Below are 24,928 nucleotides of genomic sequence, written 5' to 3' on the forward strand. Positions count from 1 at the left end.
TATAAAAAAGCCATTGACAATACAATTTAAGCATGGTTAATATAATAAGGCGCCTTATTATACACCTCATCACTATAATCAATTCGCAATCTTTACTATTTACCAAACGCTTTTATCAAAAATAGAATCAACAGGTTGGAGAGTAATTATGAAAACTAAAACAATGTTAGTTGTGGGTAATATCTTTTCAAACTTTGCCGAGATGCATGAAATGGTCATCACCTTTGATACATTTTTTGAAACCTTAGACACAGAGTTCGTAGACCAGTTTTACTTACGTATTGGCCAAGGCATTTCTAACACAGAGCTTACCGAAATTGTTCAAGCCATTGCGGCCTCGAAACATAAAGGCAAATTTATTTTCAACGACACCAAATTACTCGCCTATCAAGATGACGCTGAACATCAGCGTAAAGTGCATAAACATTATTCCTCGAATGTCATGATCTCACCGCCACTCAATCTAGGTGCGAGTTGCTTCACCAGCGAACTACATCTACAAAGTGATTGCGAAGAACTAGGCGACCACACCACAGGTCAACACATTCAGGGCATGATACTCGTCGAAGCCGCTCGCCAAATGATGCTATCGGTCAGTGAGAATTACTTACTTAAGGATGGGATTAAAGGTAATGCTTACTTCGTATTACACAATATCAATATCGCCTTTAAAAATTTCATGTTTCCCGCCAATGCTGATATACGCTTCATCGCGTCCAACATAGAGCATAAAAAAAGTGGTTCAATGCATGCAGAAAGTATGACTACATTCTTCCAAAATGACATTGAGATGGCCGAGGTATCAATCGACTTCACCGCTTATGACCAAAACTATATAGCCGCAAAAGAAAACGCAATGGCCGAAGCAACCTGTGATGTAATTGCAGAAACCTGCGAGGCGGAACAGGAGCTTAAATATGCCTAATAGCAAGATTGAAAATGTTCAAAAAATTGCATTCTTTGACGTCGATGAAACCATCATAAACCGTAAGAGTATGTTCGATTTTCTGCGTTTTTATCTAGAACGTAAAAGAGGTTACTTAGGTAAAGTTCAATATCAGATGTATTGGTCGATGTGTAAAGTATTAGCCAAATTAGGCGTCAGTCGCGACAAAATAAATAGCCTGTATTACCGCCTTTATCGTGGAGAAAGCTATCAACAACTGATGCTAAAAGGTCATGAATGGTATGTACAACGCAAACAACAAAAGGATTTTTTCATTCAACCAAGCGTAGACCGCTTAATAAAGTTAAATAATGACGGTTATGACATTGTCTTTATATCCGGTTCATTCCGTCCTTGCTTAGAACCACTTGCCCAAGCACTCAATGTAAATACTATTTTGTGTGCAGAGCTTATCGTGAATGACGATGTGATATCAGGGCAGTTATCACAACAAGCAATAGGTAATAACAAAGCACGCTTGATTCACTCGCTGCTAACTACAACAGGTGTTGACCCAAAGGATTGTTACGCATTTGGCGATCATATCAGTGACCTCGCTATGCTCAAGATGGTTGGACACCCTATCGTTGTCGCTAATTGCCCAGAACTAATAGACATTGCCGAGCAAAATCACTGGGAACAAATCAAATATATCAAGGAGCCAGTATGAACATGTTAACAATAGGTAATAGTAACCTTAGCGTCACTCCTCAAGGCTTAGGCTGTATGGGAATGTCAGAGTTTTACGGTCAAAGCGATGATAACCACAGTAAACAGCTATTGCAGAATGCTGTGTCTTCTGGGGTTAATTTCTTTGATACAGCCGATATCTACGGTTATGGCCGCAATGAAATATTACTGGGGGAATTCATCGCGACTCTCCCCGACCGAACACAAGTTGTGATAGCCACCAAATGTGGCATTATTCGTGACGAACACGATTTGCAAAAACGTGGTGTTGATAATAGTCGTGAATATATTTTTGCATGCTGTGAGGCCAGTATTGCGCGTTTAAATACCACTATAGATCTGTATTATTTACATCGGGTGATTGATAATCCAGACGCCATTTTCGTCGCGATGTCGGCAATGGCATCACTGCTAAAAGCAGGTAAAATTAAAGCAGTAGGGCTCTCTGAAGCCAACGCTGAGTATATTCGCTACGCCCACCAATGTTTATTAGATATAACAAAAGGTAAACATGGGATCAGTGCCGTCCAATCGGAATACTCATTACTCAGCCGTGGTGTCGAAAGCGATGGTGTTCTCGATACATGTCGTGAATTAGGGATTACATTTATTGCATATAGTCCTATCAGTCGAGGGTTATTAAGTGGCGAATTAAATACCCTAGATAAATTAGACCATGATGACTTTCGCCGTACATTACCCCGATTTAGTGATGAAAATCTTAATCATAATAACAAATTAACCACAGCATTAACTGAATTAGCACAAGCAAAATCCAGCACTCCAGCACAACTAGCACTTGCTTGGTTAATGCATAAATCTCCGGCGGTGATCCCAATACCGGGAACCAAACAACAAAAATATTTACAACAAAATATCAACGCAATGCAAGTAACGCTTAGTGCGGACGAGATGAATTTACTGAACTCACTGAGTGCTAATTTTCATGTCCAAGGAACTCGCTATACCGAGCAAGCTATGCGTAGTTATGCGCTCACCGAATAATGATTTAATTTTCAACCATACTTTACTCATTTTTGAAGGAAATCGTTATGAAAAACAACCTAATTATTAGCTCAGAAGTTATTGCCCTAAATTCAAAATCCACTGCAGCATGGGATATTTGGTCCAACGCAGGCAATACAGATTTACCATCCGGTTCTGTGCGAAAATGTTACTACTTAGAAGAAAACAAAAACCATTTTTTAGAACTTATTGCTGTTGAAAAATTCAGTGACCTCGAAAAATTAATGATCCAACGTGAAGCATTCATGACCGAGCTATCACCTTTATTAAGTAGTGATATTCGTCAACAAGTCTTTCAACTTGAAGACACTGTCAAACCAATTGACACCGCGCTACCAACTACAGAGAAGTTGCAATTACGCTACATTGAAGTGCCATTATCTGTAAAAGACGCTTATCTGAATTGGCGTGAAGATACTATCTTTGAAGTTGTACGTGGCGCTTCACAGATTGATTGCTTCCTTGCTTATCGAACGCTATTTAGCACCCAACCAGGGGTCATGTTCTTATCCGGCTTCAACGGAGACAGTAACCAATACATGGCTGATATATTCCTAACACCGAAATACCAACAGATAGTCAAAGAGGCCGGTGATCAATACATCACTGGTGGTGCTGATGGTCTTTATACTCGTATTTTTGTTGCGGCATAACTTTTTATTCCATAACTTTTTTTATTACATAACTGTGTTGTTGCTACATGACATAGCAGGCAGGTAAGTGTAGATATTACCAATGCACTTACCTGTTCTTATCGTAACAAGGGGCAGGTGATGAAACGACAATATGCATTAAGAGTAACAACACAAGGACCGCTCTACCCACCGAGTGAAGTCTGGGATCAAGAGGGAAACTTTGTGGTGATCGGCATGATTAACAAACGGATTGGAGATCACCAAGTTTCAGCAACATGGGGAGCAGCCATTGTCTCCCCGCACTCTGAACTCCCCCACTTCGGTTCCTTAGCGGAGTACGATATTGTCTCCGAACTCGACTTAACCGACCTAGGTGAATACGGGGATCAACCTTTGTACACACTACCGTTGCCACTGCCCTGTAATAATTACGAGATGTGCTTTGCGCCCCAGCAAAATGCGGATAGCAAAGACGTGATACGTGCCAGCTTACCGCTACACGACGCAGTGCCTGATTTTGAACTTGAACATAGTCGTCAAAACGCTCAGCCAATCACACTAAACCAATGGGTAAAAGCGGAAGGTCACTTAACCGTTGAGGCATTGGGTAACCAACGTGATGCTAAGTTCAGTATCCGTTTCAAGCATCTAATACCAAACAGTTTATACACAGTGATGGCGCTTAGAGAACACGATCTTAATCCATTAAATCCAACAAGGCCAGGTCCTTTGGGTGTTCCCCACTGCTTTGTAAGTGATGAGTATGGTTGTGCGATATTTAAATCAATAATGCAAAACCCCTTTCCAATAGAGGGAGGTAATCGCATTATCAACATTGTCGTTTTATACATGAGTAGTCAATGTTCTAATGGCGGCGCTATTGGTATTTATGGACTCGGCGGAGACATTCATGCACAGCTAAAATTGACAGGGGCTTCTTTCCAAGAATTCAACACAAAATAACGGAGGTTAGATGGAAAAGGACGACTATATTTACCAACCATACAATTAATTGACATATAATAAGGTACCAAACAATATGATGAATTAATATATTAGGACGATATAATGAACAGTGAGGTCAAATTAATGAACCCTAAATATGTAACGCTCTGCAAAGAAGCTAAAAAGAGAGACGTAGATAGTGAAGCCATTGCTTTACTGGGCCAATTTTTTACGCTTAGTAATGAATTAACAAATACTTGCGTTAACAACCTTAATCAGTTTGAGTTACTTGAAGGTCGTTTTGTTTCAATGCTGATGATTAATGATAAAGAATCTGCAGCACCTCACGAAATTTCAAGCTTAACGGGTTTAACGAGAGCATCAATCACTTCAACGATAGACTCGCTTGAAAAACGTGGTTTCGCAGTACGAGAAGCATCAAAAACAGATCGACGTTCGTTGACGGTAAAATTAACAGCTGAAGGCCAAACGATCTTAGATCAAGCAGTAACATCTCAACTTAATTGGTTAGCAAGCTTAACCAAGTCATTAGATGAAGATGAAAAAGCCGCATTCAAATCAATTCTAACCAAGATAAGCAATAATCTTTAAGTAAGCTTATTATGTAAAGAGTAAAACAGTATCGCCAAAGGTACATTGTTTTACTCTTAAACATCAACTCATTGATTTAAAGTGTAATTAACTGCTATTTTCAATCTAATCACCTGCAGTAACCATATAACGACGCACTCCTAAATTGGTAGATACAACCAAATAAACACCAATTTTAAACATAATTATTTGTTATTAATATAATCACTCCATAAAGCTGGACTTTGCGATTCACGATATGCAATAGTCATATAGTACGAAGTCATACTATATGACCAAATACCTTTAGGTGACAAACTAGATCTCAAATGGATAGTAGGGGAATATAATGAACAACACAGAAACGAACAGTTCTTTAGAAACATCGAACTTAAAAATGTGGCTATCAATCATCATATTAGCGATCGCTACATTTACTATTGTTACCGCAGAACTCGCCCCTATTGGCTTATTAACACCAATGGCTGAAGGACTACAACAATCAGAATCAATGATTGGGCTCACAGTGACATTTTATGCATGGATAGGGGCAATAAGTGCGCTTTTATCTTCTGCATTTTTGGGGAACCTACCGAAAAAAACATTACTTATCACACTGATGCTTATTTTACTTATTTCAAATATCTTATGTGCGGTAACGACTGACTATTACTGGTTCGTCGCAGCCAGAGTCATTGGTGCTCTTGCTCATGGTGCATTTTGGGCAATGATAGGCGCGCTTGCTATGTCTCTGGTGCCTGCCCGCCATGTTGGACTTGCCACATCCATTGTTTTTGGTGGTGTGTCAGCAGCGAGTGTTTTCGGTATTCCGATTGCTAACGTCATCGGTACCAACTTAAGCTGGCAAATGGCATTTTGGATAATTTCTGCTTTAAGTGTTTTTTCACTTTTGGGGATATTACTGTTAGTTCCAAATATTAAATCACAACATGCTATCGGTATTTCAGTCTTAAAAGATGTCATTAGCAATCCGGTATTATCTAAAATTTATATTGCGACATTATTGGCAATCACAGCACATTTTAGCGCGTTTACGTTTATTGAACCCTACTTACATGCGTCAAAGGCGATTAGCGATAACTTCATTTCCATCGCACTATTTACATTCGGTATTGCTGGATTAATGGGTAACTTCATTACAGGTATGTTCATTGACCGATATCTTAAACCATTAATCTTATTATCCGTTGCCATGGTTGCCGTAAGCTTACTTATTCTCGGTATTTTTTCTAGCTCACTTAACCAAACCGCTATTTTTGCGTTAATTATATTTTGGGGTATATCCGTTTCTGGTATTTTTGTTGGTTTCCAAACTTGGGTGTTACGCATTGCCCAAGAGGATGCATTTCCAGCGTCAGCCATTTATGTCGCCATATTTAACAGTGCTATAGGTACAGGCGCGCTATTTGGCGCATGGATAATGGCAAACTTTGATTTCACTGTATTAATGAGTTTTTCAGGTACCGCGATCGTTATATCGCTATTTATGATTTCAATTATTCCGAGCAATATCAATGATGCTCCTTCACAACTAGTTGGAGATAACCTATGAGTGCACACACAACCGATATATCAGAGTACGGTAAAGAGATAATGAATACCTTGCAGCCTGGCCTAGCTGATCAAGTCATCTCAAAGTTAGGGGAATTAGATGATGAGCTTCCCAAGCTAATTGTTAATTATGCTTTTGCAGATGTCGTTGGCAGGCCAGGGCTTGATATTAAAACACGAGAAATGATAACCGTCGCGTCCTTAATCACCTCGGGTAACGCTCAACCACAGCTTGAGCTGCATATGAGGGCGTCTTTGAATGTCGGTGTGACAGAGAAAGAGTTACTTGAAATAGTCATACAAATGGCCATTTATGCCGGAGTTCCAGCCTGTATGAATGCGATAACGGCTTATCGTAATGCCGTGACAACATTTAATAAATCAAATCAGTAACAGAGGACTAACCTATGCCAATTATCAATGTAACGACGTGGAAAAGTGACGATAAAGAAATGAAAAAAAAGTTACTGCAGGAACTAACCAAAACAACACATGAAGTGACTGGTGCACCGCTTGATAAAATAACAGTCTATATTCAAGAAATAGAAAGAAGTGAATGGGCTGAAGCAGGAATAACGGGAGATGATTCTAACTTTCCAATAGAAAGCCGCCGTAAAACATACACTTAGTAAAAAGCCCTGTGAGATTTCTCTCACAGGGCTTTTATATTCATTAATTAAAGCATCATTATTGATGCCACTAATTAGCTATTTGCTTGCGGACGCATAGCAGGAAATAAGATAACGTCACGAATAGTATGTGTATTGGTAAATAACATAGCTAAACGGTCGATACCAATACCTTGACCTGCTGTTGGTGGTAAACCGTGCTCTAGTGCAGTGATGTAATCTGCATCGTAATACATCGCTTCATCATCACCCGCATCTTTTGCATTAACTTGTGCTTTGAAACGTTCGTCTTGGTCTTGCGCATCGTTAAGCTCTGAGAAACCATTTGCAACTTCACGGCCACCGATGAAGAACTCAAAACGGTCAGTGAAGAATGGATTATCATCGCTACGACGTGCTAGTGGCGAAATATCAGCTGGGTAGCCAGTGATGAATGTAGGCTGAATCAGTTGTGGTTCAGCAGTTTCACCAAAGATCTCTTCCAGTAATTGACCACAAGTCCAGAATTTCTCTATCTTCATGTTCAGTGATTTAGCAATAGAAACCATTAACTCACGATCTTGAACACCTTCGTTAGTTAGTGCTTGAATAACTTCATGCTCAGGGTTGTACTGTTTGATTGCATCTAGCATGCTAATACGTGTGTATTTGCCACCAAATTCAACAGTATCATCACCGTAAGGCATAGACGTAGCACCAAGTACTTCAACTGCTACTGTGCTTAGCATTTCTTCAGTGAAATCCATCAAGTCATTGTAATCAGCATAAGCTTGGTAGAATTCCATCATAGTGAATTCAGGATTGTGACGAGGTGATAGACCTTCGTTACGGAAGTTACGGTTAATTTCGAATACACGATCAAAACCACCAACCACTAAACGCTTAAGGTATAGTTCTGGTGCTACACGTAGATACATTGCTTGATCAAGTGCGTTATGGTGCGTGATAAATGGACGCGCTGTTGCGCCACCTGGAATCACATGCATCATTGGCGTTTCAACTTCCATGTAATCTTTTGATACCATGAAGTTACGGATAGCAGTTACCAGCTTAGAACGGACGATGAATGCATTACGCGATTCAGCATTTACGATCAGATCAACATAACGTTGACGGTAACGCATTTCTTGGTCAGTTAGACCATGGAATTTTTCTGGTAATGGACGTAGTGCTTTAGTTAATAGCACGTAGTCAGTCATTTCAACGTAAAGATCGCCTTTACCTGATTTGTTTAGTGCGCCAGTAATACCAACGATATCACCAATATCTAAACCACCAAGGTCAGCTTTTTGTGCTTTTTGCACGTCTTTCGATGCGTATGCTTGAATGCGACCAGATGTATCTTGGATAGCAAGGAAAGGACCACGTTTAGCCATGATACGACCCGCGATGCTTACCACATGCTGCATTTCAATCAGCTCTTCTTTTGACTTTTCGCCAAATTCAGCCTGTAAATCTGCCGACTTATGTTTTACACGGAAGTCATTAGGGTGGCCATTTGCTTTACAGTTTGTGCGGATATGATCTAGTTTCGCGCGACGTTCTGCAATCAGTTTGTTTTCATCTTGTAACTGTTCAGTCATTGTTTAACCCTATTTTTTTACAGGCCTGATTTCAGGCTGGCTTCAATAAATTTGTCTAAATCACCGTCTAAAACGGCTTGTGTGTTGCGTGTTTCAACACCTGTACGTAAATCTTTTACGCGTGAGTCATCCAGTACGTAAGAACGGATTTGACTGCCCCAACCGATATCTGATTTAGCGTCTTCTGCTATTTGTTTTTCAGCGTTTTGTTTTTGCATTTCATATTCAAACAACTTCGCACGCATTTGTTTCATCGCCGCATCTTTGTTCTTGTGCTGAGAGCGATCATTTTGGCATTGTACAACAAGATTGGTTGGTAAGTGAGTAATACGTACCGCTGATTCTGTGGTATTTACGTGCTGACCACCTGCGCCCGAAGCACGGTAAACGTCAATACGTAAATCAGATGGATTCAAATCAATCTCGATGCTGTCATCAATTTCTGGATATACAAATATCGATGCAAACGAAGTATGACGACGGCCACTTGAATCAAACGGCGATTTACGCACTAAACGGTGTACACCTGTTTCGGTACGTAACCAACCATAAGCATATTCACCACCTAAACGGATAGTGGCACCTTTGATTCCGGCTACATCGCCAGCTGAAACTTCGATCAGCTCAACTTTAAATTTGTGTGCCTCACCCCATCGTAAGAACATACGCAATAGCATGTTTGCCCAATCTTGTGCTTCAGTACCACCGGAGCCAGATTGGATATCAAGATAACAATCATTTGCATCATGTTTGCCAGAAAACATACGACGAAACTCAAGTTTAGCGAGTTGTGCTTCTAAACCTAAAATTTCATGTTGTGCTTCAGCAAATGTTTCTTCGTCTTCAGCTTCAACTGCCAGTTCAACCAAACCTTCAACGTCATCACAACCCGTGTCGAGATCATCAATCGTCTTTACGATCAATTCTAATGACGCGCGTTCTTTACCTAATTCTTGGGCATATTTAGGGTCACTCCATACTTCCGATGACTCTAATTCCGCAGATACCTCTTCTAGACGCTCTTTACTTGCATCGTAGTCAAAGGTACCCCCGAAGCAGCTCAGCACGTTCGCCTAGCTCCTTTAATTTATTCAGTACTGGATTTACTTCAAACATGATTCTGCTCTACTCTAGTTGTACTTAGCATGATACATGCGAATATCGGTATGTTCATCAGCATGCTGCTAAGTATATAGTTCTAACTATGGGATTTTATACAACAGCAAATTTTACCGAATTCACTCACGGATATACAGAGGAAGATTAAGAAAACAGCAAATTAATCGATAATATAAGAAAATAAATAGAAATAAATGGCGATAAATAAAAACGAGGGAAAATATGACGGCAGTAAAATAGCAAAAAGCCACGCTACTGGAGCATGGCTTGAAAATAATGGCAACCAAGGAGATTAGCTGACTTGACTACATTGGTTATTATTTTCTGCTAATACTTGCAGAATATCACCACGACGAATGATACCGACCAACTTGCGATCTTCAACAACAGGGTAAACACTCAAATTGTCTTTTTTCATGCGAATTGCAATATCAATAATACTGTCTTGTGGCGATACGCTAACGACATTTTTGCTCATCACATCGTTCACAATCGCAGGTTTATCACAGTGGTAACTGCCGCTAATAAGCGCTTGTAAGCAATCTGATTCAGAAACAAAGCCAATCACTTCATTCGTCGAGTTAACCACGGGCACTGCATTAATTTGGTGTTTAGCAAACAAATCAACCACGGCGACCAGTGACGTACCACAGGGAATACTTGGAGCATTAATTTTCATTTCATTCATTACGCGTTGCATAGTCATGGTCTATATCCTTATCTTAAAGCAGGATTGCTGTAGAAGAGGTAATAACTATAATGACAAACGACAAATAGTTAAAGACGATTAAAACTAAACATTCGATTGCTAAAAGCTATCAACGTGAGTTTCGGAAAAATTCCGATTAACGTAATGGCTGTAAATGCTCAACCATAAACTGCAAACTGCGCTTACCACGGAACTCGTTCACATCAAGCTTGTAGGCTAGCTCAATCTTCTGCACAGAAGCATCAGGCCATACCTCTAAATCAACATTAAAAGCAATCGCATCCACTAGGGGTCCACCACTTTCAGGTTCCAACATCATTTTTAAATGTTTTTTACCCACAAGGCGTTGCTCACGTAATTTAAAAATACCATCAAAGATCGGTTCTGGGAACATCTGGCCCCAGGGTGCAGCTTCTTTGATTAGTTCTGCTGTTGGCAATGACAGTTGATCACTCGGTAGTTCACCATCACTTAATACCACACCAGTTAACTGCTCTTCCGTTAATAGCTCCTGCACTAAGGCGTTAAACTGTTTCGCAAATTCATCATAACAATCAAGACGTAAAGACAAACCAGCCGCCATCGCATGCCCACCGAATTTCAAGATCATACCCGGATTACGAATATCAAGTAACTCTAAAACATCACGTAAGTGCAAGCCAGGTATTGAACGTGCAGAACCTTTTATTTCCCCTTCGCCTGCATCAGCAAAAGCGATAACAGGGCGGTGAAAACGCTCTTTAATTCGAGATGCAACTAAACCAACCACACCTTGATGCCAATCATCTTGAAATAGGCAAATCCCGTAAGGTACTTGTCCTGCATCAAAATCAACACTTTTTAAGATAACCAGTGCTTCTTGCTGCATCGAATTCTCAATTTCTTTACGCTCTTCATTCAGGCTATCAAGTTCGCCAGCAAAACGACGCGCGTTATTAAGATCTTCACACAACAGCGTTGCTACGCCAACAGACATATCATCTAAGCGCCCCGCTGCATTTAATCTTGGCCCTAATGCAAAACCGAGATCACTTGCGCAAAGCTGTGCTTGATTACGATTGGCAATTTCGATCAAAGCTTTAATGCCGGGCCGACATTTATCGGCGCGGATACGCTGTAGGCCTTGATGTACTAGAATACGGTTATTAGCATCTAATGGGACAACGTCGGCAACCGTACCCAGCGCAACAATATCCAGCAGGCAGGCTAAATTAGGTTCTGTTAAACCTTGCTTAGCAAACCAATCTTGTTCACGCAGCGCGCTACGCAATGCCAACATGACGTAAAAGGCAACACCTACGCCAGCAAGATTTTTACTTGGGAATGTACAGCTATGTTGATTAGGATTAACAATAGCATCAGCATTCGGTATTTCGTTACCCGGCAGATGGTGATCGGTCACGAGCACTTTAATGCCTAGCGCTTTTGCGGCAGCAACACCCGCAATACTAGAAATACCGTTATCCACGGTCATGATCAATTGCGCGCCATTTGCTGCAGCAAGATCAACAATTTCAGGACTTAAGCCATAACCAAATTCAAAGCGATTAGGGACTAAAAAATCAACATTACGATAGCCTAGCATTTTAAAACCAAGCATCGATAATGCGGTACTCGTTGCGCCATCGGCATCAAAATCACCAACAATGATAATACGTTGATTTTGTTCTAACGCGCTGACTAATAAATCACACGCAGCAGTCATACCTTTAAGTTGATTTGGACGTAATAAGTTTTTAGCGCCTTTCTCTAATTCTTGATCTGACTTCACACCACGACTGGCATAAATTTGGCGTAATAATGCAGGCACAGCTGCAGATATACCGTCACTACCTACATTATCGCGGCGTTTAATTTGTTTTTTCAAGATTTATCCATATTTTTTAGCATACTAAGAAGCTGCTCAGCAGGCACGTAACCCGGTTGCATTTGTCCGTTTTCCAAAACAATTGCAGGCGTACCCGTCACACCTAAACGTCGACCAAGTTCATATTGCTGTGCAACTGTATTTGTACATACTTCAGGAATTATTTTACTACCACGTTTTGCGTTGTTCATCGCTTGCGCACTGTCTTTGGCACACCAAATTGACGCCATATCTTGATAAGTCTTAGAGTTGATCCCCCCACGTGGGAATGCTAAATATTTAACACTAATACCAAGCTGATTCAGTTGCGCGACTTCGTTATGTAATTTACGACAGTAACCGCAGTTAATATCCGTGAATACCGTAATGCTGTACTTTTCATTTTCAGCAAGGTAATTAATGGTATCACCTGCGAATTCTTTTATTGCTTGCTGGCGAACTTTACCCATTGCTTGTTCGGTAAGATCCGTAACCCCGTTATCATTAACTTGGTAAAGAGTGCCTTGGATAAGGTTCGAAGCATCTGCATTAACATAGAAAATACCTTGATCGGTAGCGACTTCAAATAAACCGGGAATAGCACTGTCACTTACACTCGATACTTTAAAGTTAAGTTTTTCAGCTAATAAGCGTGAAATATCTTGGTGATCAGCTGATAATACGACATTGGTAGATTGTTCAGTATGAACCGTCGGTGTCGTAATTAACGCCTGATCAGGACTACCATCAATCCCAAGTATAAAGCTCCCTACTAAACCTACAGCAACGGCTGTAATCATTACTTTCTTTAACATATGTTCTCCGCTCTTATCCTTAATGGATCTCTATACTCGATAAATTAACAGAATTCATTATTTATCACTAGCCTTAATCCTTGCTAATGCCGTGTCACCAGCGTTATTACGCTCGAGGATGGTGCTCACTATGCAGTTGCTCTAATCGTGCTGTTGCCACATGCGTATAAATTTGTGTCGTTGATAAATCGCTATGACCAAGTAACATTTGAACTACACGTAGATCGGCGCCATAGTTCAACAAATGGGTAGCAAACGCATGCCGCAAAGTGTGCGGTGATAAATGCGTAGTAATACCTGCAACTTGCGAGTAATGTTTAAGACGATGCCAGAAGGTCTGCCTAGTCATAAAGTTACCACGTCTGGAAGGAAACACCACATCGGACGTTAATCCTTTTAATAAGGTTGCGCGACCTTCGGCAATAAAGCGCTCGGTCCAATACACAGCTTCTTCGCCCATAGGCACCAAACGTTCCTTACCACCCTTACCCGTCACCCGAACTAACCCTTGACGTAAGCTCACAGATTCCATGCTCAAGCCAACTAATTCAGATACCCGTAATCCTGTTGCATATAGCAGTTCCATCATGGCTTTATCACGTAATTGGATCGGATCGTCCAATGTGGGTGCAGCCAATAGTGCATCCACTTCCGCTTCTGATAAATCATCCGGTAAACGCTGCGGTAGTTTTGGGCTAATGAGTAAAGCGGTCGGATCATCATCGCGTATCTGCTCACGATAGAGATATTGATAGAAGCGACGGATCGCACTCAGCTGGCGCGCGGTACTACTGGCTTTGTAGCCCAAATCAAAACGACTAGCCATAAACGATTGAATTTCAATACTATCAACGGTTAATATTTGCTGCTTGTGTTGCGCTAACCAGTGATGATATTGGCTTAAATCATTACGATAAGAGGTCAGGGTATTATCTGATAATCCACGTTCATGCCACATAATATCTAAAAACTGTTCTATTATTTCAATCTTTTCCAAGCGAATGCCCTATGCTGCTATTACGATTAAAAGTACAAGTACGATTACAATTGTCATCACTGTTTCACCAGTATAACAACACTGTATAAATAAACATGAATTATAGTACAATTATCTCATGTTACTATGCGTACCGATGAGCAACTGATCGCTCAGAACATGATTCACACATAGTATTTATTAACACATAGTATGATTAGCAACACTGTCTTTGGATGTAGATAATGAAAATCGGTTTATATTACGGCTCCACTACTTTTTATACCACCATCGCTGCGGAAAAGATCCAAGCTGAAATTGGTGCAGAACTTGTCGACTTACATGACATAAAAGACTCGGGTTTTACTGATATAGAAACCTATGACGTCGTTCTATTTGGTATTTCTACTTGGGATTATGGCGAACTTCAGGAAGACTGGGGTGATCTGTGGTCTGATATTGCAGGTATTAGCCTGGCGGGTAAAACTGTAGCGCTATTTGGTCTTGGCGATCAGGTTAACTATAGCGAATGGTTCCTGGATGCAATGGGTATGTTATTTGACGAGCTGCAGGGCAAAGGTATTAACTTCATCGGCCAGTGGCCAAATAAAGGTTACGAATTCGTGGCTTCAAAAGCATTAACAGAAGACGAGAGTCAATTTTTAGGCTTAGCACTCGATGAAGACAGCCAATACGATCTGACTGATGAACGCATTGCCACTTGGACTTTACAAGTACTCGAAGAAATTGAAGCCCATTATTCATAAGTAACCATAGGATAATGACAGTCAACAAGCATGTTATAGCAATAAGTTAACACAATAAAAAAGGCCGCTACTATCCAAGATAGCAACGGCCTTTTTGTTATTTATTGACAAGTAATCGCTATTTTATAGCAGAGCCTTTCATGTAATTGAAGAAATCACTCTCTGGTGAAATAACTAATACATCAGACTTATTGCTAAAGCTCTTAGAGTAAGCTTGCAGACTACGTAAGAAACCATAGAACTCGGCATCTTTATTGTACGTATCAGCATAAATCTTCGCTGCGTCTGCATCACCTTTACCACGTAGTTCACGTGCTTGACGATTTGCATCAGCAAGCATTACGGTTACTTTCGCATCCACTTCTGCTTTTAAGATCTCAGCTTGTTCATAACCTTGCGAACGGTGTTCTTTCGCTACAGCATGACGCTCTGCACTCATACGTTGGAAGATACTGTTACTAACTTCCTCCGGTAGATTGATTTGCTTAATTCGTACGTCTTCAACTAGGATACCTAGCTCAGATGAACGAGCCATACGTTTCAATGCCGTTTCCATTACTTCGCCACGTTGGCCAGAAACGATATCTTTAATAGTACGGTTACCAATTTCATTACGTAGGCCATTGGTAATTTTACGTTGTAATAAAGACTCTGCTTGTAAGAAGTTACCGCCATTCGTTGCAAGGTAAAACTTCTCAAAGTCTTCAATACGCCATTTCACGTAAGAATCGATAATTAAATCTTTCTTCTCAGAAGTAACAAAACGGTCAGCGTTACCATCAAGCGTTTGTAAACGAGAGCTTAATACACGAATTGAATCGATAAAGGGTGCTTTAAAGTTAAGGCCCGGAAGATAAACCTTCGCTTCATCACCTGTTTTAAGTACTTTACCAAAACGAACTACTAGCGCACGTTCACCTTCGTTTACCACAAAGAAAGACGAGAAACCAAGTAATAGCACAAGTACTAAAATAACTGCTTTTAATTGATTCATAGCTTAGTTTCTCCCTGTGTTAAAACGATCAGGACGAACATTACTACTATTCGTATCTGGATACTGATAACGGTTATTTGATTTCGCTGGTTGTTGCGGTGCTGGTACTGTGTTTGCCGCACGAGTCGGTTTAGTATCAGCGGCATTAGCATTCATGATCTTATCTAATGGTAGATATAGCATGTTGCCAGTACCTTTAGTATCAACCACAACTTTCGTTGTATTTGAATAAACCGCTTCCATTGTTTCTAGATATAAACGTTGACGCGTTACTTCCGGTGCAAGCTGATACTGTGGCAATAGACTTTCGAAACGTGCTACTTCACCTTGTGCTTTTAACACAATTTGCTGTTGGTAGGCTTGTGCTTCTTGTTCAATACGTTTCACTTTACCACGTGCTGTTGGTTCAATTGCACGCGCATAAGCCTCGGCTTCACGGATATAACGTTGTTCATCTTCTTGTGCAGCAATCGCATCATCGAATGCATCTTTAACTGCTTCCGGTGGACGTGCAGACAAGAAGTTGACATCAACAAGTTCAATACCCATGTGATACTCATCAATAATAGCTTCAATGTTTTCACGGGTACTTTGGCGTACAACTTCACGACCCGTTGTGATCACATCATCCATTGTCGTATGACCGATAACGAAACGTAATGCACTGTCAATCGCTTGATGTAAGCTGTCATCCGGATTTGTTACGCTAAATAGATATTCACGCGAATTAATAACGCGATATTGAATATCCATTTTTACGTCAACCACGTTTTCATCTTTGGTTAACATTGAACCAGAAGCAGGCATAGAGCGAATGCTCTTAACGTCAACAGGGATCACACGATCAATAAACGTCGGTAACCAAGATAAACCCGGTTCTACCGTTTTTGAATACTGACCTAAACGTAATACCACGCCACGTTCAGCTTCTTTGATCGTATAGAAACCACTGACCACCCAGATCACGGCAAGTACACCAAGCACTAGAGATACACCAACTTTATTAAAGTTAGCACCGCCAGAGAACTTACCGCCTTTACCGCCACCAAACTTGCTGGTTAGCTTTTTAAATACTTCGTCAAGATCAGGGGGTCCCTGCTCTTTACCTTTTTGTCCCCAAGGGTCGCGATCTTTATTACCGCCATTTCCGGGCTCATTCCAAGCCATTTGCATCTCCATTACCAGATAGTTTCGGGAAAATATTAATGATATCAGCCTAGTGCTGAAGGATAAAATCTTCAATGTTATTACATTTGTGTTTTTTCAAACGTTGCCAATCAATCATAGTCATTCTAATGTCGAGTAGCCAGTCACCATTTTCAGCAAACGCCTCATGCTCAATACAATCGAGATTATATAGATGGCTTACTACATTACCCTGCATTGCGGGTAACTGTAACTTGACCACTTTCATGGTACTTGCCAGTAACTCCGTTAATGCTTGATATAAAAACTCTGTACCTTCGCCTGACATTGCAGATAGCCATACATTAACCGGCTTACCGTCATCATCATAATCAATACGACAACGACCATCATCAAGCTTATCGACTTTGTTATATACCATTAAAACAGGCACTTCACCCGCATGAATTTCGGTTAATACCGAATTTACTTCTATAATATTACCGTGCATATTTTCATCTGCACAATCAATTACATGTAAAAGTAGATCCGCTTCTCGCGTTTCCGTCAATGTGGCCTTAAAAGCAGCGACCAAATCATGTGGTAAGTGACGAATAAAGCCAACTGTATCAGCTAAAACCACCTCACCAACATCAGCAACCGCAATACGGCGTAGTGTTGGGTCTAACGTCGCAAACAATTGATCGGCAGCGTACACTTCAGAATCGGTTAAACGATTAAACAGCGTTGATTTACCTGCATTGGTATAACCTACTAACGAAATTGTCGGTATTTCACGACGCTTACGTGAGCGACGACCTTGATCACGCTTGGTTACCACTTTGTCTAAACGACGTAAAATACTGTCTATACGTACGCGTAATAAACGGCGATCCGTTTCAAGCTGAGTTTCACCTGGACCACGCATACCGATACCGCCTTTCTGGCGTTCTAAATGCGTCCAACCACGAATTAATCGGGTTGACATGTGGCGCAGTTGCGCTAATTCAACTTGTAATTTACCTTCATGAGTACGAGCACGTTGAGAGAATATATCTAAAATCAGGCCTGTACGGTCAACAACACGACATTCAATTAACGCTTCTAAGTTACGCTCTTGACGTGGTGCTAAGGCATGGTTAAAGATAACAATATCTGCTTGATAAAGCTTTACTGCTTCTGCAATTTCTTCTGCTTTACCTGAACCAACAAAATATTTAGGGTGTGGTCTTGAACGCGAACCTGTTACCACAGATAACGCGTCTACACCTGCAGAGGAAACCAGCATTTCTAATTCATGCAGATCTTCTCGGTTGCCCTCATCATTAAAGTTAACGTGCACTAATATGGCACGTTCACCTGCTTCATGGCGATCAAACAACTTCACGACTCCCTATGAGTATATGACTCACAAGATTTTTTAGTTTAAATTTCAAAGAATTATTTATCACTTTCACCGTCAGCTTGAATACCATGTTGTAACGGACGAGCCGGTACAACCGTTGAAATAGCATGTTTGTATACCATTTGACTCACGGTATTTTTTAGTAAAATAACAAATTGGTCAAATGACTCGATTTGGCCTTGTAGCTTAATACCGTTAACTAAATAAATTGCGACAGGAATCCGTTCGCGACGTAATGCATTCAAAAACGGGTCCTGTAATGATTGTCCCTTAGCCATCAATAGTTTCCTTTTAAAAATTAGATTTTTATTATAATGAAAAATATAACCGATAATTATCAGTATACAACTTAAAAATAGGCTCTAGCCAACTGATAATAAAACTTTTTCTAAATTGTCATCTGCTTTGGAGTCTAACCACGTTAGATCGTTCCAACTTTTTAACCACGTCATTTGACGCTTTGCCAATTGTCTTGTTGCTACTACACCGCGAAACACCATCTCATCATGATCCATGTTGCCATCTAGGTATTCCCACATCTGACGATAACCGACACAACGCATCGACGGTAAATCAAGATGCAGGTCATCACGTTGATACAAAGCTTGTACTTCCGCTTCAAAACCCGCCTCAATCATCAATTTAAAACGCCGTTCGATACGCTCGTGTAATACGGCTTTATCTGATGGTGCAATGGCAAATTGTGCTACGTCATAAGGCAGTGCTTCGCCTTTTCGTTGAGTTAATTCAGTTAATGATTTACCCGTTAATCGATAAACTTCAATCGCACGGCAAACGCGTTGTGCATCATTCTTATGTAAACGCGCTGCTGACTCGGGATCATACAAAGATAACTCTTGATGTAATGATTCCCAGCCACGTAGTTTTGCTTCCGCTTCAATAGCCAGTCTAATTTCAGGCACCGATGTTGGTACCGGCGATAAGCCTTCAAGCAGTACTTTAAAATAAAGCATAGTCCCGCCAACAAGTAGCGGTATTTTTCCTGCTTCTGTGATCGATTGCATATGTTTTAAAGCATCAGCACGAAAATCAGCTGCTGAATAACTCATTGCAGGATCAATAATATCAATCAAACGGTGTGGCGCTTGTGCAAGCTCTTCCGCCGTTGGTTTCGCACTGCCGATATTCATGTCTTTATAAATTAATGCCGAATCAACACTAATAATTTCACACGGCAGCTGTTTTGTTAACTCAATAGCAAGATCCGTTTTACCTGACGCCGTAGGCCCCATTAAAAAGATAGCTTTCGGTAATGATTTAGTTTGCTGTTGAGTCACAGTTAAATCTCTCTATTACAGACATATAGTCAAGTTCCTCAAATAATTTAGAACTATATTGCTGTTGTACACAGCTATCTTGTTCGATAAATTGGCTATATATTTGAGTCGCTTGTTCCCAAGTAAATTTGGTCAATCCGTGACTACCTTGTATTGCAAGCCAATGGCACAAGGGGGCAACATCTGAGGCAGTAGCCTTTTCGGATAGATGGACTATCTGTTGCAACAACTCAGGTAACACAGCGGATAAATTCGCTTGGCGTAATTGTGCTGGCACCTTTCTAACGATAATGGTGGCGGCATTGCTATAATTCAACTCTAAACCAAGACGATTAAGCAAATTTTGCTGATTTTTTGCTGTTTCGACAAAATTTTTGTCTAACTTAATCGATATTGGCAATAACAAAGGTTGTGATATAACCCCTTGTTCCCATGTTGCTAGCAACTGCATCTTGCAATTAATCTGCCACATTGCTAGTACATCGGCGAGCAAGAGTGCATCATCATCTTGCAATAACAAGTAATTATCTGCGACTAAACTGAGTAATTTAACTCGCACTGTATGTTGCTCGTTTGACTGAGTATGCGTCCCAACTTGACGCCCTTGATTAACATTTGTAGTCGCTGTGTTCCTTGCGGCTTGCTGCAGATCAGTTATTTCAGCCTTGCTGGGTTGTAACAAGTGATTGTATTGCTTGATAGCACCAGCTGAAGGCTTATCAGGCATATATTGACGCTGCTGACCATAACTCGACGACGTTGCACTTGTACTCCCCTGACTCGTATCTGTAACGCCATAACCATGCTGCTTTTGCATCGGCATAGCATCACTATATGCAGGGGTAACCACGCTATCAACAATTCCCCCATGCGCGACACCATGACCAGTAGTCTGCTCGTTAACACTGGCATTGCTACTGCTGGTGATAGGTGCTTGTCCAGGATAACTAATCGGTTCCTGAACAGGTAACTCAGCCGCTGGTATCGATGGACTGACACCTTCAGTAATAGCTTTAAAAACACCTTGAAAGATGAAATCATGCACTAAACGCGCTTGATGAAAGCGGACTTCATGTTTAGCAGGATGTACATTCACATCGACTTCACGCACAGACACTTCAATAAACAATACGTACGCAGGCGGCGCAGCGATACCCGTCGCTTCTTCATAAGCTTGACGTAATGCATGGTTGATCAGCTTATCTCGCATCATACGACCATTAACGTAACTGTATTGCACATCCATTGGTGCATTATCATGCGGTAAACCGATCCAGCCCCACAATTTTATATCACTGTGTTCGCAGTGCAATGCCATGCAATTCGCCATGAAGTTGGTGCTAGTAATACTGGCAACACGACGTTCTTGTTGTTCAATACTACTCGCGGGACGATAACTGCGAATCACTTTGCCGTTATGCTTCAGCGTGATCTGTAAATCAAAGCGACTTAGCGCAATACGTTTCACCAATTCATCAATATGATTAAATTCTGTTTTATCGGTACGTAAAAATTTGCGACGAGCAGGCGTATTAAAAAACAAATCGATCACTTCAACCGTCGTGCCAATCGGGTGTGCAGCTGGCTTTATTTGAACCTGCATATCCCGACCTTCAGCATAGGCTTGCCATGCTTCGGTTTGCGCTTTGGTTCGAGAGGTAAATGTAAGTCGAGAAACCGAACTGATACTCGCTAATGCTTCACCACGAAAACCAAGACTATCTATCGACTCAAGATCATCTAACGTAGCCAGCTTACTGGTAGCATGACGGCTTAATGCCAAACCAAGCTGGTCCTTCTCCACTCCAGTACCATTATCACGAAGTCGGATCAGCTTTGCGCCACCTTTCTCAATATCAATATCAATACGCGTCGCGCCAGCATCAATGCTGTTCTCAATAAGCTCTTTTACGACCGATGAAGGACGTTCAACCACTTCACCAGCAGCAATTTGGTTAGCTAATCGAGGTGGTAATATTTGAATTGTCATGGCACACCTAACTCGTTGGGATTTTTAGTTTTTGACCAATAAATATGGTACTTTTAGTTAAGTTATTTACTTGTTTAATGCGCGATTCTGTCGTGCCATAACTGCGGGCAATAACAGAAAGTGAGTCACCTTTTTTAACCACGTGAATGCTATTTCGCATATAGGCCAAATACGTATCTTTTGGTGGCGAATTACGGAAATACAAGTAACTACCTTGTGCAATCGCGTTCGCAATTTTATACTGGTGACGGCTTGTAGTTAACTTTTTACCTTCTCGATAGTTGGTAACAAAACCAGTTTCCACTAATAACGACGGAATATCCAATGACTTCAATACAGCCAAGCTTTGCTCGTACGGTTTAGATTTATGCATTTCAGTTACTTTCGCTAACTCGTGATGAATTAATGACGCAATGTTATAACCTGCTCCTTGTGAATATTGCCTACCGAGGTCGAGAAACGTATATTGTAGGTCATCTGCACCGTTACTATTTTTGATCGCATCACCTACGCCACCTAACAATCCGTTGACATTATCGTCACGTAACTTTTTCTTGAATTCATAATTCGCACGACCTTGCGATAAAATTAACGTTGATGCGCCCGATGGCTTTGATGAAGTAAAACCATCAGCATGCACAGACACTAATAACTCCGCTTTATATTTACGCGCAATCGCAGAACGTTCATTTAACGAAATATAACGATCGTCTTTACGGATCAAAACGGCTTTAATGCCTTTCTTCTGGTTTAAAATTGCCACTGTTTTTTTCGCAATGGCTAAGGTAATGTCTTTTTCAACAAACTTTTTGAAACCGATAGATCCAGGGTCTTTACCACCATGTCCGGCATCTATCGCGATCACGACATCTCTTTTTGGATGCCTAACAACTGGTTTTTTCGTTATTTTTTTAACGACAACCGGACTTTTTTGTTTGATAACGGACTTTGCGGACTGTGTCGGCTTAACAGGTAAATCAATAACTAGTCTATTTCTGGCGGTTTTATTACCCGCGAGTTCAAAGAATCGATACTTGATAGGTTGGGCAAGATGAAAAATAAGACGTAAATCGCTAGATTTAGCCGACTTGGTTTGTTCTACACGAGTAATATTACTGCTTAACCTTGCTAGCTGACTCACATTAACCTTATTACGCGTACCAGCAAAATCCACCACGATCTGTGTCTTTTTGTGACGGTCATAAAGGTTAAATAACGGTTTTTTTGCCAGGTCAAAAACAATTCTTGTTTTATCAGCATGCTCAACAATCCGGATAGCATACACCGTATTAGCAGCATAACTTAATGGCATAAAGCACAAGTAAATGATGCTTAATAGTAAAATCCGTTTAAACATTATTATCCTATATTTATATTAGCTAATTTATTAACGAGTGTTACGCCTAACTCACTCAGGCCTTCAACCACAACTTCACGCTGCTCTCCGACATAAGTCAGCGTAATCTGTAAATCTTCAGCAGGTAAGAAACCTTCACCACGCTGCGGCCACTCAATTAAACACAGGCAATTATCATCAAAATAATCACGAATCCCCATGAATTCTAATTCTTCAGGATCAGCTAAACGATAGAGATCAAAATGATACACATTCCAATCAGCTAATTCATATGGTTCAACTAATGTATAAGTAGGGCTTTTAACATTCCCTTGATGACCCAGTGCTTGCACAAAACCACGGGTTAATGTCGTTTTACCAGCGCCTAAATCACCATGTAAAAAAATGGTCGTTGCGCTATCGCATAAACGTGCAAGGCTCGCACCAAAAGCAACGGTTTCTGATTCATCAGCTAATAAAATTTTTACTGTATTTGTCATCTAATTTGAGTACCTTAAACATTAAAATAGAACGCTATATTGAGCAGTGCTACTACATTATCCCATATCTGTACAACAAGATCTGTCTTTCGTAAGACAGCCTCTTATAAAATGTACGGGTATGTAGATTCTACAAACTGTCGAGCCCAAAGAAAACCACAATATGATAAACTTTACCTCAATTTACTCATAGACAGATAATAAATCATGCCTCCGATAGACTTTCAACAACTTACACAGCAAATTAAAGTCTGGGGTGCAGAACTTGGTTTCCAACAAGTCGGTATTGCAGATACCGATTTATCGACCTACGAGCCACATTTCCAAACCTGGTTAGATAATGGCTATCATGCCGACATGGATTATATGTCGCGTTACGGAACCATGCGTACTCACCCTGAAGAACTCTACCCAGGCACCATTCGCGTGATCTCCGTGCGCATGGATTATTTACCACCCGACGCATTAATGGCGACAACCTTAAAACAAAAAAATAAGGGTTATATTAGCCGCTATGCACTGGGTCGTGATTATCATAAAATCATCCGAAAACGCCTTAAACATTTAGGTCAAAAAATCAGTGAACATTGTGAAACGCTCGATGCTCGCCCCTTCGTTGATACAGGCCCTTTACTCGAACGACCTTTGGCCGAAAAAGCCGGATTAGGCTGGACAGGTAAAAATTCTCTGATCTTAAACAAGGAAGCAGGCTCGTGGTTTTTCCTTGGTGAAATATTAATAAACCTACCGTTACCAATTGATAAACCTATTGAAAATCAATGTGGTAAATGTACTGCGTGTTTACAGATTTGTCCAACACAAGCGATTGTCGAACCTTACAGTGTCGATGCTAATCGTTGCATTTCTTATCTCACCATTGAGCTGTTTGGGGCGATACCTGAGCAATTTAGACCCTTAATTGGTAATCGCATCTACGGTTGTGACGATTGCCAGTTGATCTGTCCGTGGAATAGATTTGCCGCAATTACCGGTGAGCAAGATTTTCACCCAAGATCAAATCTGCACTCGCCAGAGTTATTGACGCTGTATGCCTGGAATGAAGCCTATTTCCTTAAACAAACGGAAGGCTCACCGATTCGTCGTATTGGTCATGAACGTTGGTTACGAAATATTTCAGTAGCACTAGGCAATGCAGCTTATTCCGCAGCAATTGTCGAGGCTTTAGAAACTAAGTTTGTAGAAACAACGGAGATGGTGCAAGAACATATCACTTGGGCACTGCAACAACAGCAAGCCAAAGCAGACAACATCATTCCGATATTGCAGATCGATAAGACCAAGGATAAGTTAATCCGCATGGTTGAAAAAGCACTGCCACGCGATGCATGATTAATAGCTAGCTAATAAATAGAAAAAGCGTGTAGAGGACAATCCCCTACACGCTTTCTATTCACAATTTCAATTTACAGC

Annotated in this window: 25 protein-coding genes; 11 read left to right on the forward strand and 14 right to left on the reverse strand. The window is 40.8% G+C overall.

The annotated features are described in order from the left end of the window. The first annotated feature begins 148 nt into the window (after positions 1-148). From HWV01_RS20050 to HWV01_RS20090, 9 genes are all read left to right on the forward strand, one after another. Entirely contained in the window at positions 149-925 is a 777-nt protein-coding gene (locus HWV01_RS20050; protein ID WP_211673193.1) for an AfsA-related hotdog domain-containing protein, read from the forward strand. Beyond that, positions 918-1,616 (forward strand): HAD-IB family hydrolase, encoded by a 699-nt coding sequence (locus HWV01_RS20055; RefSeq protein ID WP_211673194.1) that lies wholly within the window; start codon positions 918-920, stop codon positions 1,614-1,616. Before HWV01_RS20050 ends, HWV01_RS20055 begins: the two co-directional genes overlap by 8 nt. Further along, positions 1,613-2,641, forward strand: a complete 1,029-nt coding sequence (locus HWV01_RS20060; RefSeq protein ID WP_211673195.1) for an aldo/keto reductase — start codon at positions 1,613-1,615, stop codon at positions 2,639-2,641. The genes HWV01_RS20055 and HWV01_RS20060 overlap by 4 nt, the downstream gene beginning before the upstream one ends. Before the next feature lie 47 nt (positions 2,642-2,688). Next, positions 2,689-3,315, forward strand: a complete 627-nt coding sequence (locus tag HWV01_RS20065; RefSeq protein ID WP_211673196.1) for a hypothetical protein — start codon at positions 2,689-2,691, stop codon at positions 3,313-3,315. Positions 3,316-3,435: 120 nt separating this feature from the next. Further along, entirely contained in the window at positions 3,436-4,260 is an 825-nt protein-coding gene (locus HWV01_RS20070) for a hypothetical protein (RefSeq protein ID WP_211673197.1), read from the forward strand. A 105-nt stretch (positions 4,261-4,365) separates the two neighbouring features. Next, complete coding sequence (locus HWV01_RS20075; RefSeq protein WP_211673198.1) at positions 4,366-4,854, forward strand: MarR family winged helix-turn-helix transcriptional regulator; 489 nt, start codon at positions 4,366-4,368, stop codon at positions 4,852-4,854. A gap of 328 nt (positions 4,855-5,182) precedes the next feature. Beyond that, on the forward strand, positions 5,183-6,406 hold the full coding sequence (locus HWV01_RS20080; protein WP_211673199.1) for an MFS transporter: 1,224 nt from the start codon (positions 5,183-5,185) through the stop codon (positions 6,404-6,406). Next, entirely contained in the window at positions 6,403-6,798 is a 396-nt protein-coding gene (locus HWV01_RS20085) for a carboxymuconolactone decarboxylase family protein (RefSeq protein WP_211673200.1), read from the forward strand. Before HWV01_RS20080 ends, HWV01_RS20085 begins: the two co-directional genes overlap by 4 nt. A 14-nt stretch (positions 6,799-6,812) precedes the next feature. Continuing rightward, positions 6,813-7,034: a tautomerase family protein gene (locus tag HWV01_RS20090; RefSeq protein ID WP_211673201.1), complete on the forward strand. Its 222-nt coding sequence runs from the start codon at positions 6,813-6,815 to the stop codon at positions 7,032-7,034. Positions 7,035-7,108: 74 nt separating this feature from the next. Here HWV01_RS20090 and lysS read toward each other — a convergent pair whose 3' ends face one another. From lysS to xerD, 6 genes are all read right to left on the reverse strand, one after another. Continuing rightward, positions 7,109-8,617, reverse strand: coding sequence for a lysine--tRNA ligase (lysS, locus tag HWV01_RS20095; protein ID WP_211673202.1), 1,509 nt, complete (start codon positions 8,615-8,617; stop codon positions 7,109-7,111). A 17-nt stretch (positions 8,618-8,634) separates the two neighbouring features. Then, positions 8,635-9,733, reverse strand: a protein-coding gene (prfB, locus tag HWV01_RS20100) for a peptide chain release factor 2 (protein WP_211673203.1) whose coding sequence is annotated in 2 segments (ribosomal slippage) — positions 8,635-9,657 and positions 9,659-9,733 — 1,098 coding nt in all. Because the reading frame shifts where the segments join, the coding sequence is not laid out codon by codon here. A gap of 295 nt (positions 9,734-10,028) precedes the next feature. After that, a complete protein-coding gene (locus HWV01_RS20105) occupies positions 10,029-10,442 on the reverse strand; it encodes a CBS domain-containing protein (protein WP_211673204.1) in 414 nt (137 codons plus the stop codon). 139 nt (positions 10,443-10,581) lie between these two features. Next, positions 10,582-12,312 carry a single-stranded-DNA-specific exonuclease RecJ gene (recJ, locus tag HWV01_RS20110; RefSeq protein ID WP_211673205.1) on the reverse strand — a complete coding sequence of 577 codons (1,731 nt, stop codon included), beginning with the start codon at positions 12,310-12,312 and terminating at the stop codon, positions 10,582-10,584. Next, on the reverse strand, positions 12,309-13,106 hold the full coding sequence (gene dsbC, locus HWV01_RS20115; RefSeq protein WP_211673206.1) for a bifunctional protein-disulfide isomerase/oxidoreductase DsbC: 798 nt from the start codon (positions 13,104-13,106) through the stop codon (positions 12,309-12,311). The genes recJ and dsbC overlap by 4 nt, the downstream gene beginning before the upstream one ends. Before the next feature lie 106 nt (positions 13,107-13,212). After that, positions 13,213-14,103, reverse strand: a complete 891-nt coding sequence (gene xerD, locus HWV01_RS20120; RefSeq protein WP_211673207.1) for a site-specific tyrosine recombinase XerD — start codon at positions 14,101-14,103, stop codon at positions 13,213-13,215. Between the two features lie 224 nt (positions 14,104-14,327). Between xerD and fldB the strand changes: the two genes are divergently transcribed. Then, complete coding sequence (fldB, locus tag HWV01_RS20125; protein ID WP_211673208.1) at positions 14,328-14,849, forward strand: flavodoxin FldB; 522 nt, start codon at positions 14,328-14,330, stop codon at positions 14,847-14,849. 118 nt (positions 14,850-14,967) lie between these two features. Here the strand turns inward: fldB and hflC are convergent, their stop codons facing one another. The 8 genes from hflC to tsaE all read right to left on the reverse strand — a co-directional run bounded on the left by hflC (position 14,968) and on the right by tsaE (position 23,497). Continuing rightward, a complete protein-coding gene (gene hflC / locus HWV01_RS20130) occupies positions 14,968-15,843 on the reverse strand; it encodes a protease modulator HflC (RefSeq protein WP_211673209.1) in 876 nt (291 codons plus the stop codon). A 3-nt stretch (positions 15,844-15,846) separates the two neighbouring features. Further along, a complete protein-coding gene (gene hflK, locus HWV01_RS20135) occupies positions 15,847-17,010 on the reverse strand; it encodes an FtsH protease activity modulator HflK (RefSeq protein ID WP_211673210.1) in 1,164 nt (387 codons plus the stop codon). A gap of 49 nt (positions 17,011-17,059) precedes the next feature. After that, a complete protein-coding gene (gene hflX / locus HWV01_RS20140; RefSeq protein ID WP_211675927.1) occupies positions 17,060-18,349 on the reverse strand; it encodes a ribosome rescue GTPase HflX in 1,290 nt (429 codons plus the stop codon). A 59-nt stretch (positions 18,350-18,408) separates the two neighbouring features. Beyond that, entirely contained in the window at positions 18,409-18,651 is a 243-nt protein-coding gene (gene hfq / locus HWV01_RS20145; RefSeq protein ID WP_211673211.1) for an RNA chaperone Hfq, read from the reverse strand. Positions 18,652-18,735: 84 nt separating this feature from the next. After that, entirely contained in the window at positions 18,736-19,671 is a 936-nt protein-coding gene (gene miaA / locus HWV01_RS20150; RefSeq protein ID WP_211673212.1) for a tRNA (adenosine(37)-N6)-dimethylallyltransferase MiaA, read from the reverse strand. After that, complete coding sequence (mutL, locus tag HWV01_RS20155) at positions 19,652-21,661, reverse strand: DNA mismatch repair endonuclease MutL (protein ID WP_211673213.1); 2,010 nt, start codon at positions 21,659-21,661, stop codon at positions 19,652-19,654. The genes miaA and mutL overlap by 20 nt, the downstream gene beginning before the upstream one ends. 7 nt (positions 21,662-21,668) lie before the next feature. Then, positions 21,669-23,018 carry an N-acetylmuramoyl-L-alanine amidase gene (locus tag HWV01_RS20160; protein ID WP_211673214.1) on the reverse strand — a complete coding sequence of 450 codons (1,350 nt, stop codon included), beginning with the start codon at positions 23,016-23,018 and terminating at the stop codon, positions 21,669-21,671. A gap of 2 nt (positions 23,019-23,020) precedes the next feature. Next, positions 23,021-23,497 (reverse strand): tRNA (adenosine(37)-N6)-threonylcarbamoyltransferase complex ATPase subunit type 1 TsaE, encoded by a 477-nt coding sequence (gene tsaE, locus HWV01_RS20165; RefSeq protein ID WP_211673215.1) that lies wholly within the window; start codon positions 23,495-23,497, stop codon positions 23,021-23,023. Positions 23,498-23,704: 207 nt separating this feature from the next. On the opposite strand from tsaE, the gene queG reads away from it, so the two are divergent. Further along, positions 23,705-24,847, forward strand: coding sequence for a tRNA epoxyqueuosine(34) reductase QueG (queG, locus tag HWV01_RS20170; protein ID WP_211673216.1), 1,143 nt, complete (start codon positions 23,705-23,707; stop codon positions 24,845-24,847). Positions 24,848-24,928: the final 81 nt, after the last annotated feature.

It is taken from the genome of Moritella sp. 5 (assembly GCF_018219455.1).
Classification (GTDB): domain Bacteria; phylum Pseudomonadota; class Gammaproteobacteria; order Enterobacterales; family Moritellaceae; genus Moritella.

Bases quoted from the DNA above. Each gene is read 5' to 3' on its own strand.
- HWV01_RS20050 (WP_211673193.1), top strand. From the start codon at position 149: ATGAAAACTAAAACAATGTTAGTTGTGGGTAATATCTTTTCAAACTTT.
- HWV01_RS20055 (WP_211673194.1), top strand. From the start codon at position 918: ATGCCTAATAGCAAGATTGAAAATGTTCAAAAAATTGCATTCTTTGAC.
- HWV01_RS20060 (WP_211673195.1), top strand. From the start codon at position 1,613: ATGAACATGTTAACAATAGGTAATAGTAACCTTAGCGTCACTCCTCAA.
- HWV01_RS20065 (WP_211673196.1), top strand. From the start codon at position 2,689: ATGAAAAACAACCTAATTATTAGCTCAGAAGTTATTGCCCTAAATTCA.
- HWV01_RS20070 (WP_211673197.1), top strand. From the start codon at position 3,436: ATGAAACGACAATATGCATTAAGAGTAACAACACAAGGACCGCTCTAC.
- HWV01_RS20075 (WP_211673198.1), top strand. From the start codon at position 4,366: ATGAACAGTGAGGTCAAATTAATGAACCCTAAATATGTAACGCTCTGC.
- HWV01_RS20080 (WP_211673199.1), top strand. From the start codon at position 5,183: ATGAACAACACAGAAACGAACAGTTCTTTAGAAACATCGAACTTAAAA.
- HWV01_RS20085 (WP_211673200.1), top strand. From the start codon at position 6,403: ATGAGTGCACACACAACCGATATATCAGAGTACGGTAAAGAGATAATG.
- HWV01_RS20090 (WP_211673201.1), top strand. From the start codon at position 6,813: ATGCCAATTATCAATGTAACGACGTGGAAAAGTGACGATAAAGAAATG.
- lysS (WP_211673202.1), bottom strand. From the start codon at position 8,617: ATGACTGAACAGTTACAAGATGAAAACAAACTGATTGCAGAACGTCGC.
- HWV01_RS20105 (WP_211673204.1), bottom strand. From the start codon at position 10,442: ATGACTATGCAACGCGTAATGAATGAAATGAAAATTAATGCTCCAAGT.
- dsbC (WP_211673206.1), bottom strand. From the start codon at position 13,106: ATGTTAAAGAAAGTAATGATTACAGCCGTTGCTGTAGGTTTAGTAGGG.
- fldB (WP_211673208.1), top strand. From the start codon at position 14,328: ATGAAAATCGGTTTATATTACGGCTCCACTACTTTTTATACCACCATC.
- hflC (WP_211673209.1), bottom strand. From the start codon at position 15,843: ATGAATCAATTAAAAGCAGTTATTTTAGTACTTGTGCTATTACTTGGT.
- hflK (WP_211673210.1), bottom strand. From the start codon at position 17,010: ATGGCTTGGAATGAGCCCGGAAATGGCGGTAATAAAGATCGCGACCCT.
- hfq (WP_211673211.1), bottom strand. From the start codon at position 18,651: ATGGCTAAGGGACAATCATTACAGGACCCGTTTTTGAATGCATTACGT.
- mutL (WP_211673213.1), bottom strand. From the start codon at position 21,661: ATGACAATTCAAATATTACCACCTCGATTAGCTAACCAAATTGCTGCT.
- HWV01_RS20160 (WP_211673214.1), bottom strand. From the start codon at position 23,018: ATGTTTAAACGGATTTTACTATTAAGCATCATTTACTTGTGCTTTATG.
- tsaE (WP_211673215.1), bottom strand. From the start codon at position 23,497: ATGACAAATACAGTAAAAATTTTATTAGCTGATGAATCAGAAACCGTT.
- queG (WP_211673216.1), top strand. From the start codon at position 23,705: ATGCCTCCGATAGACTTTCAACAACTTACACAGCAAATTAAAGTCTGG.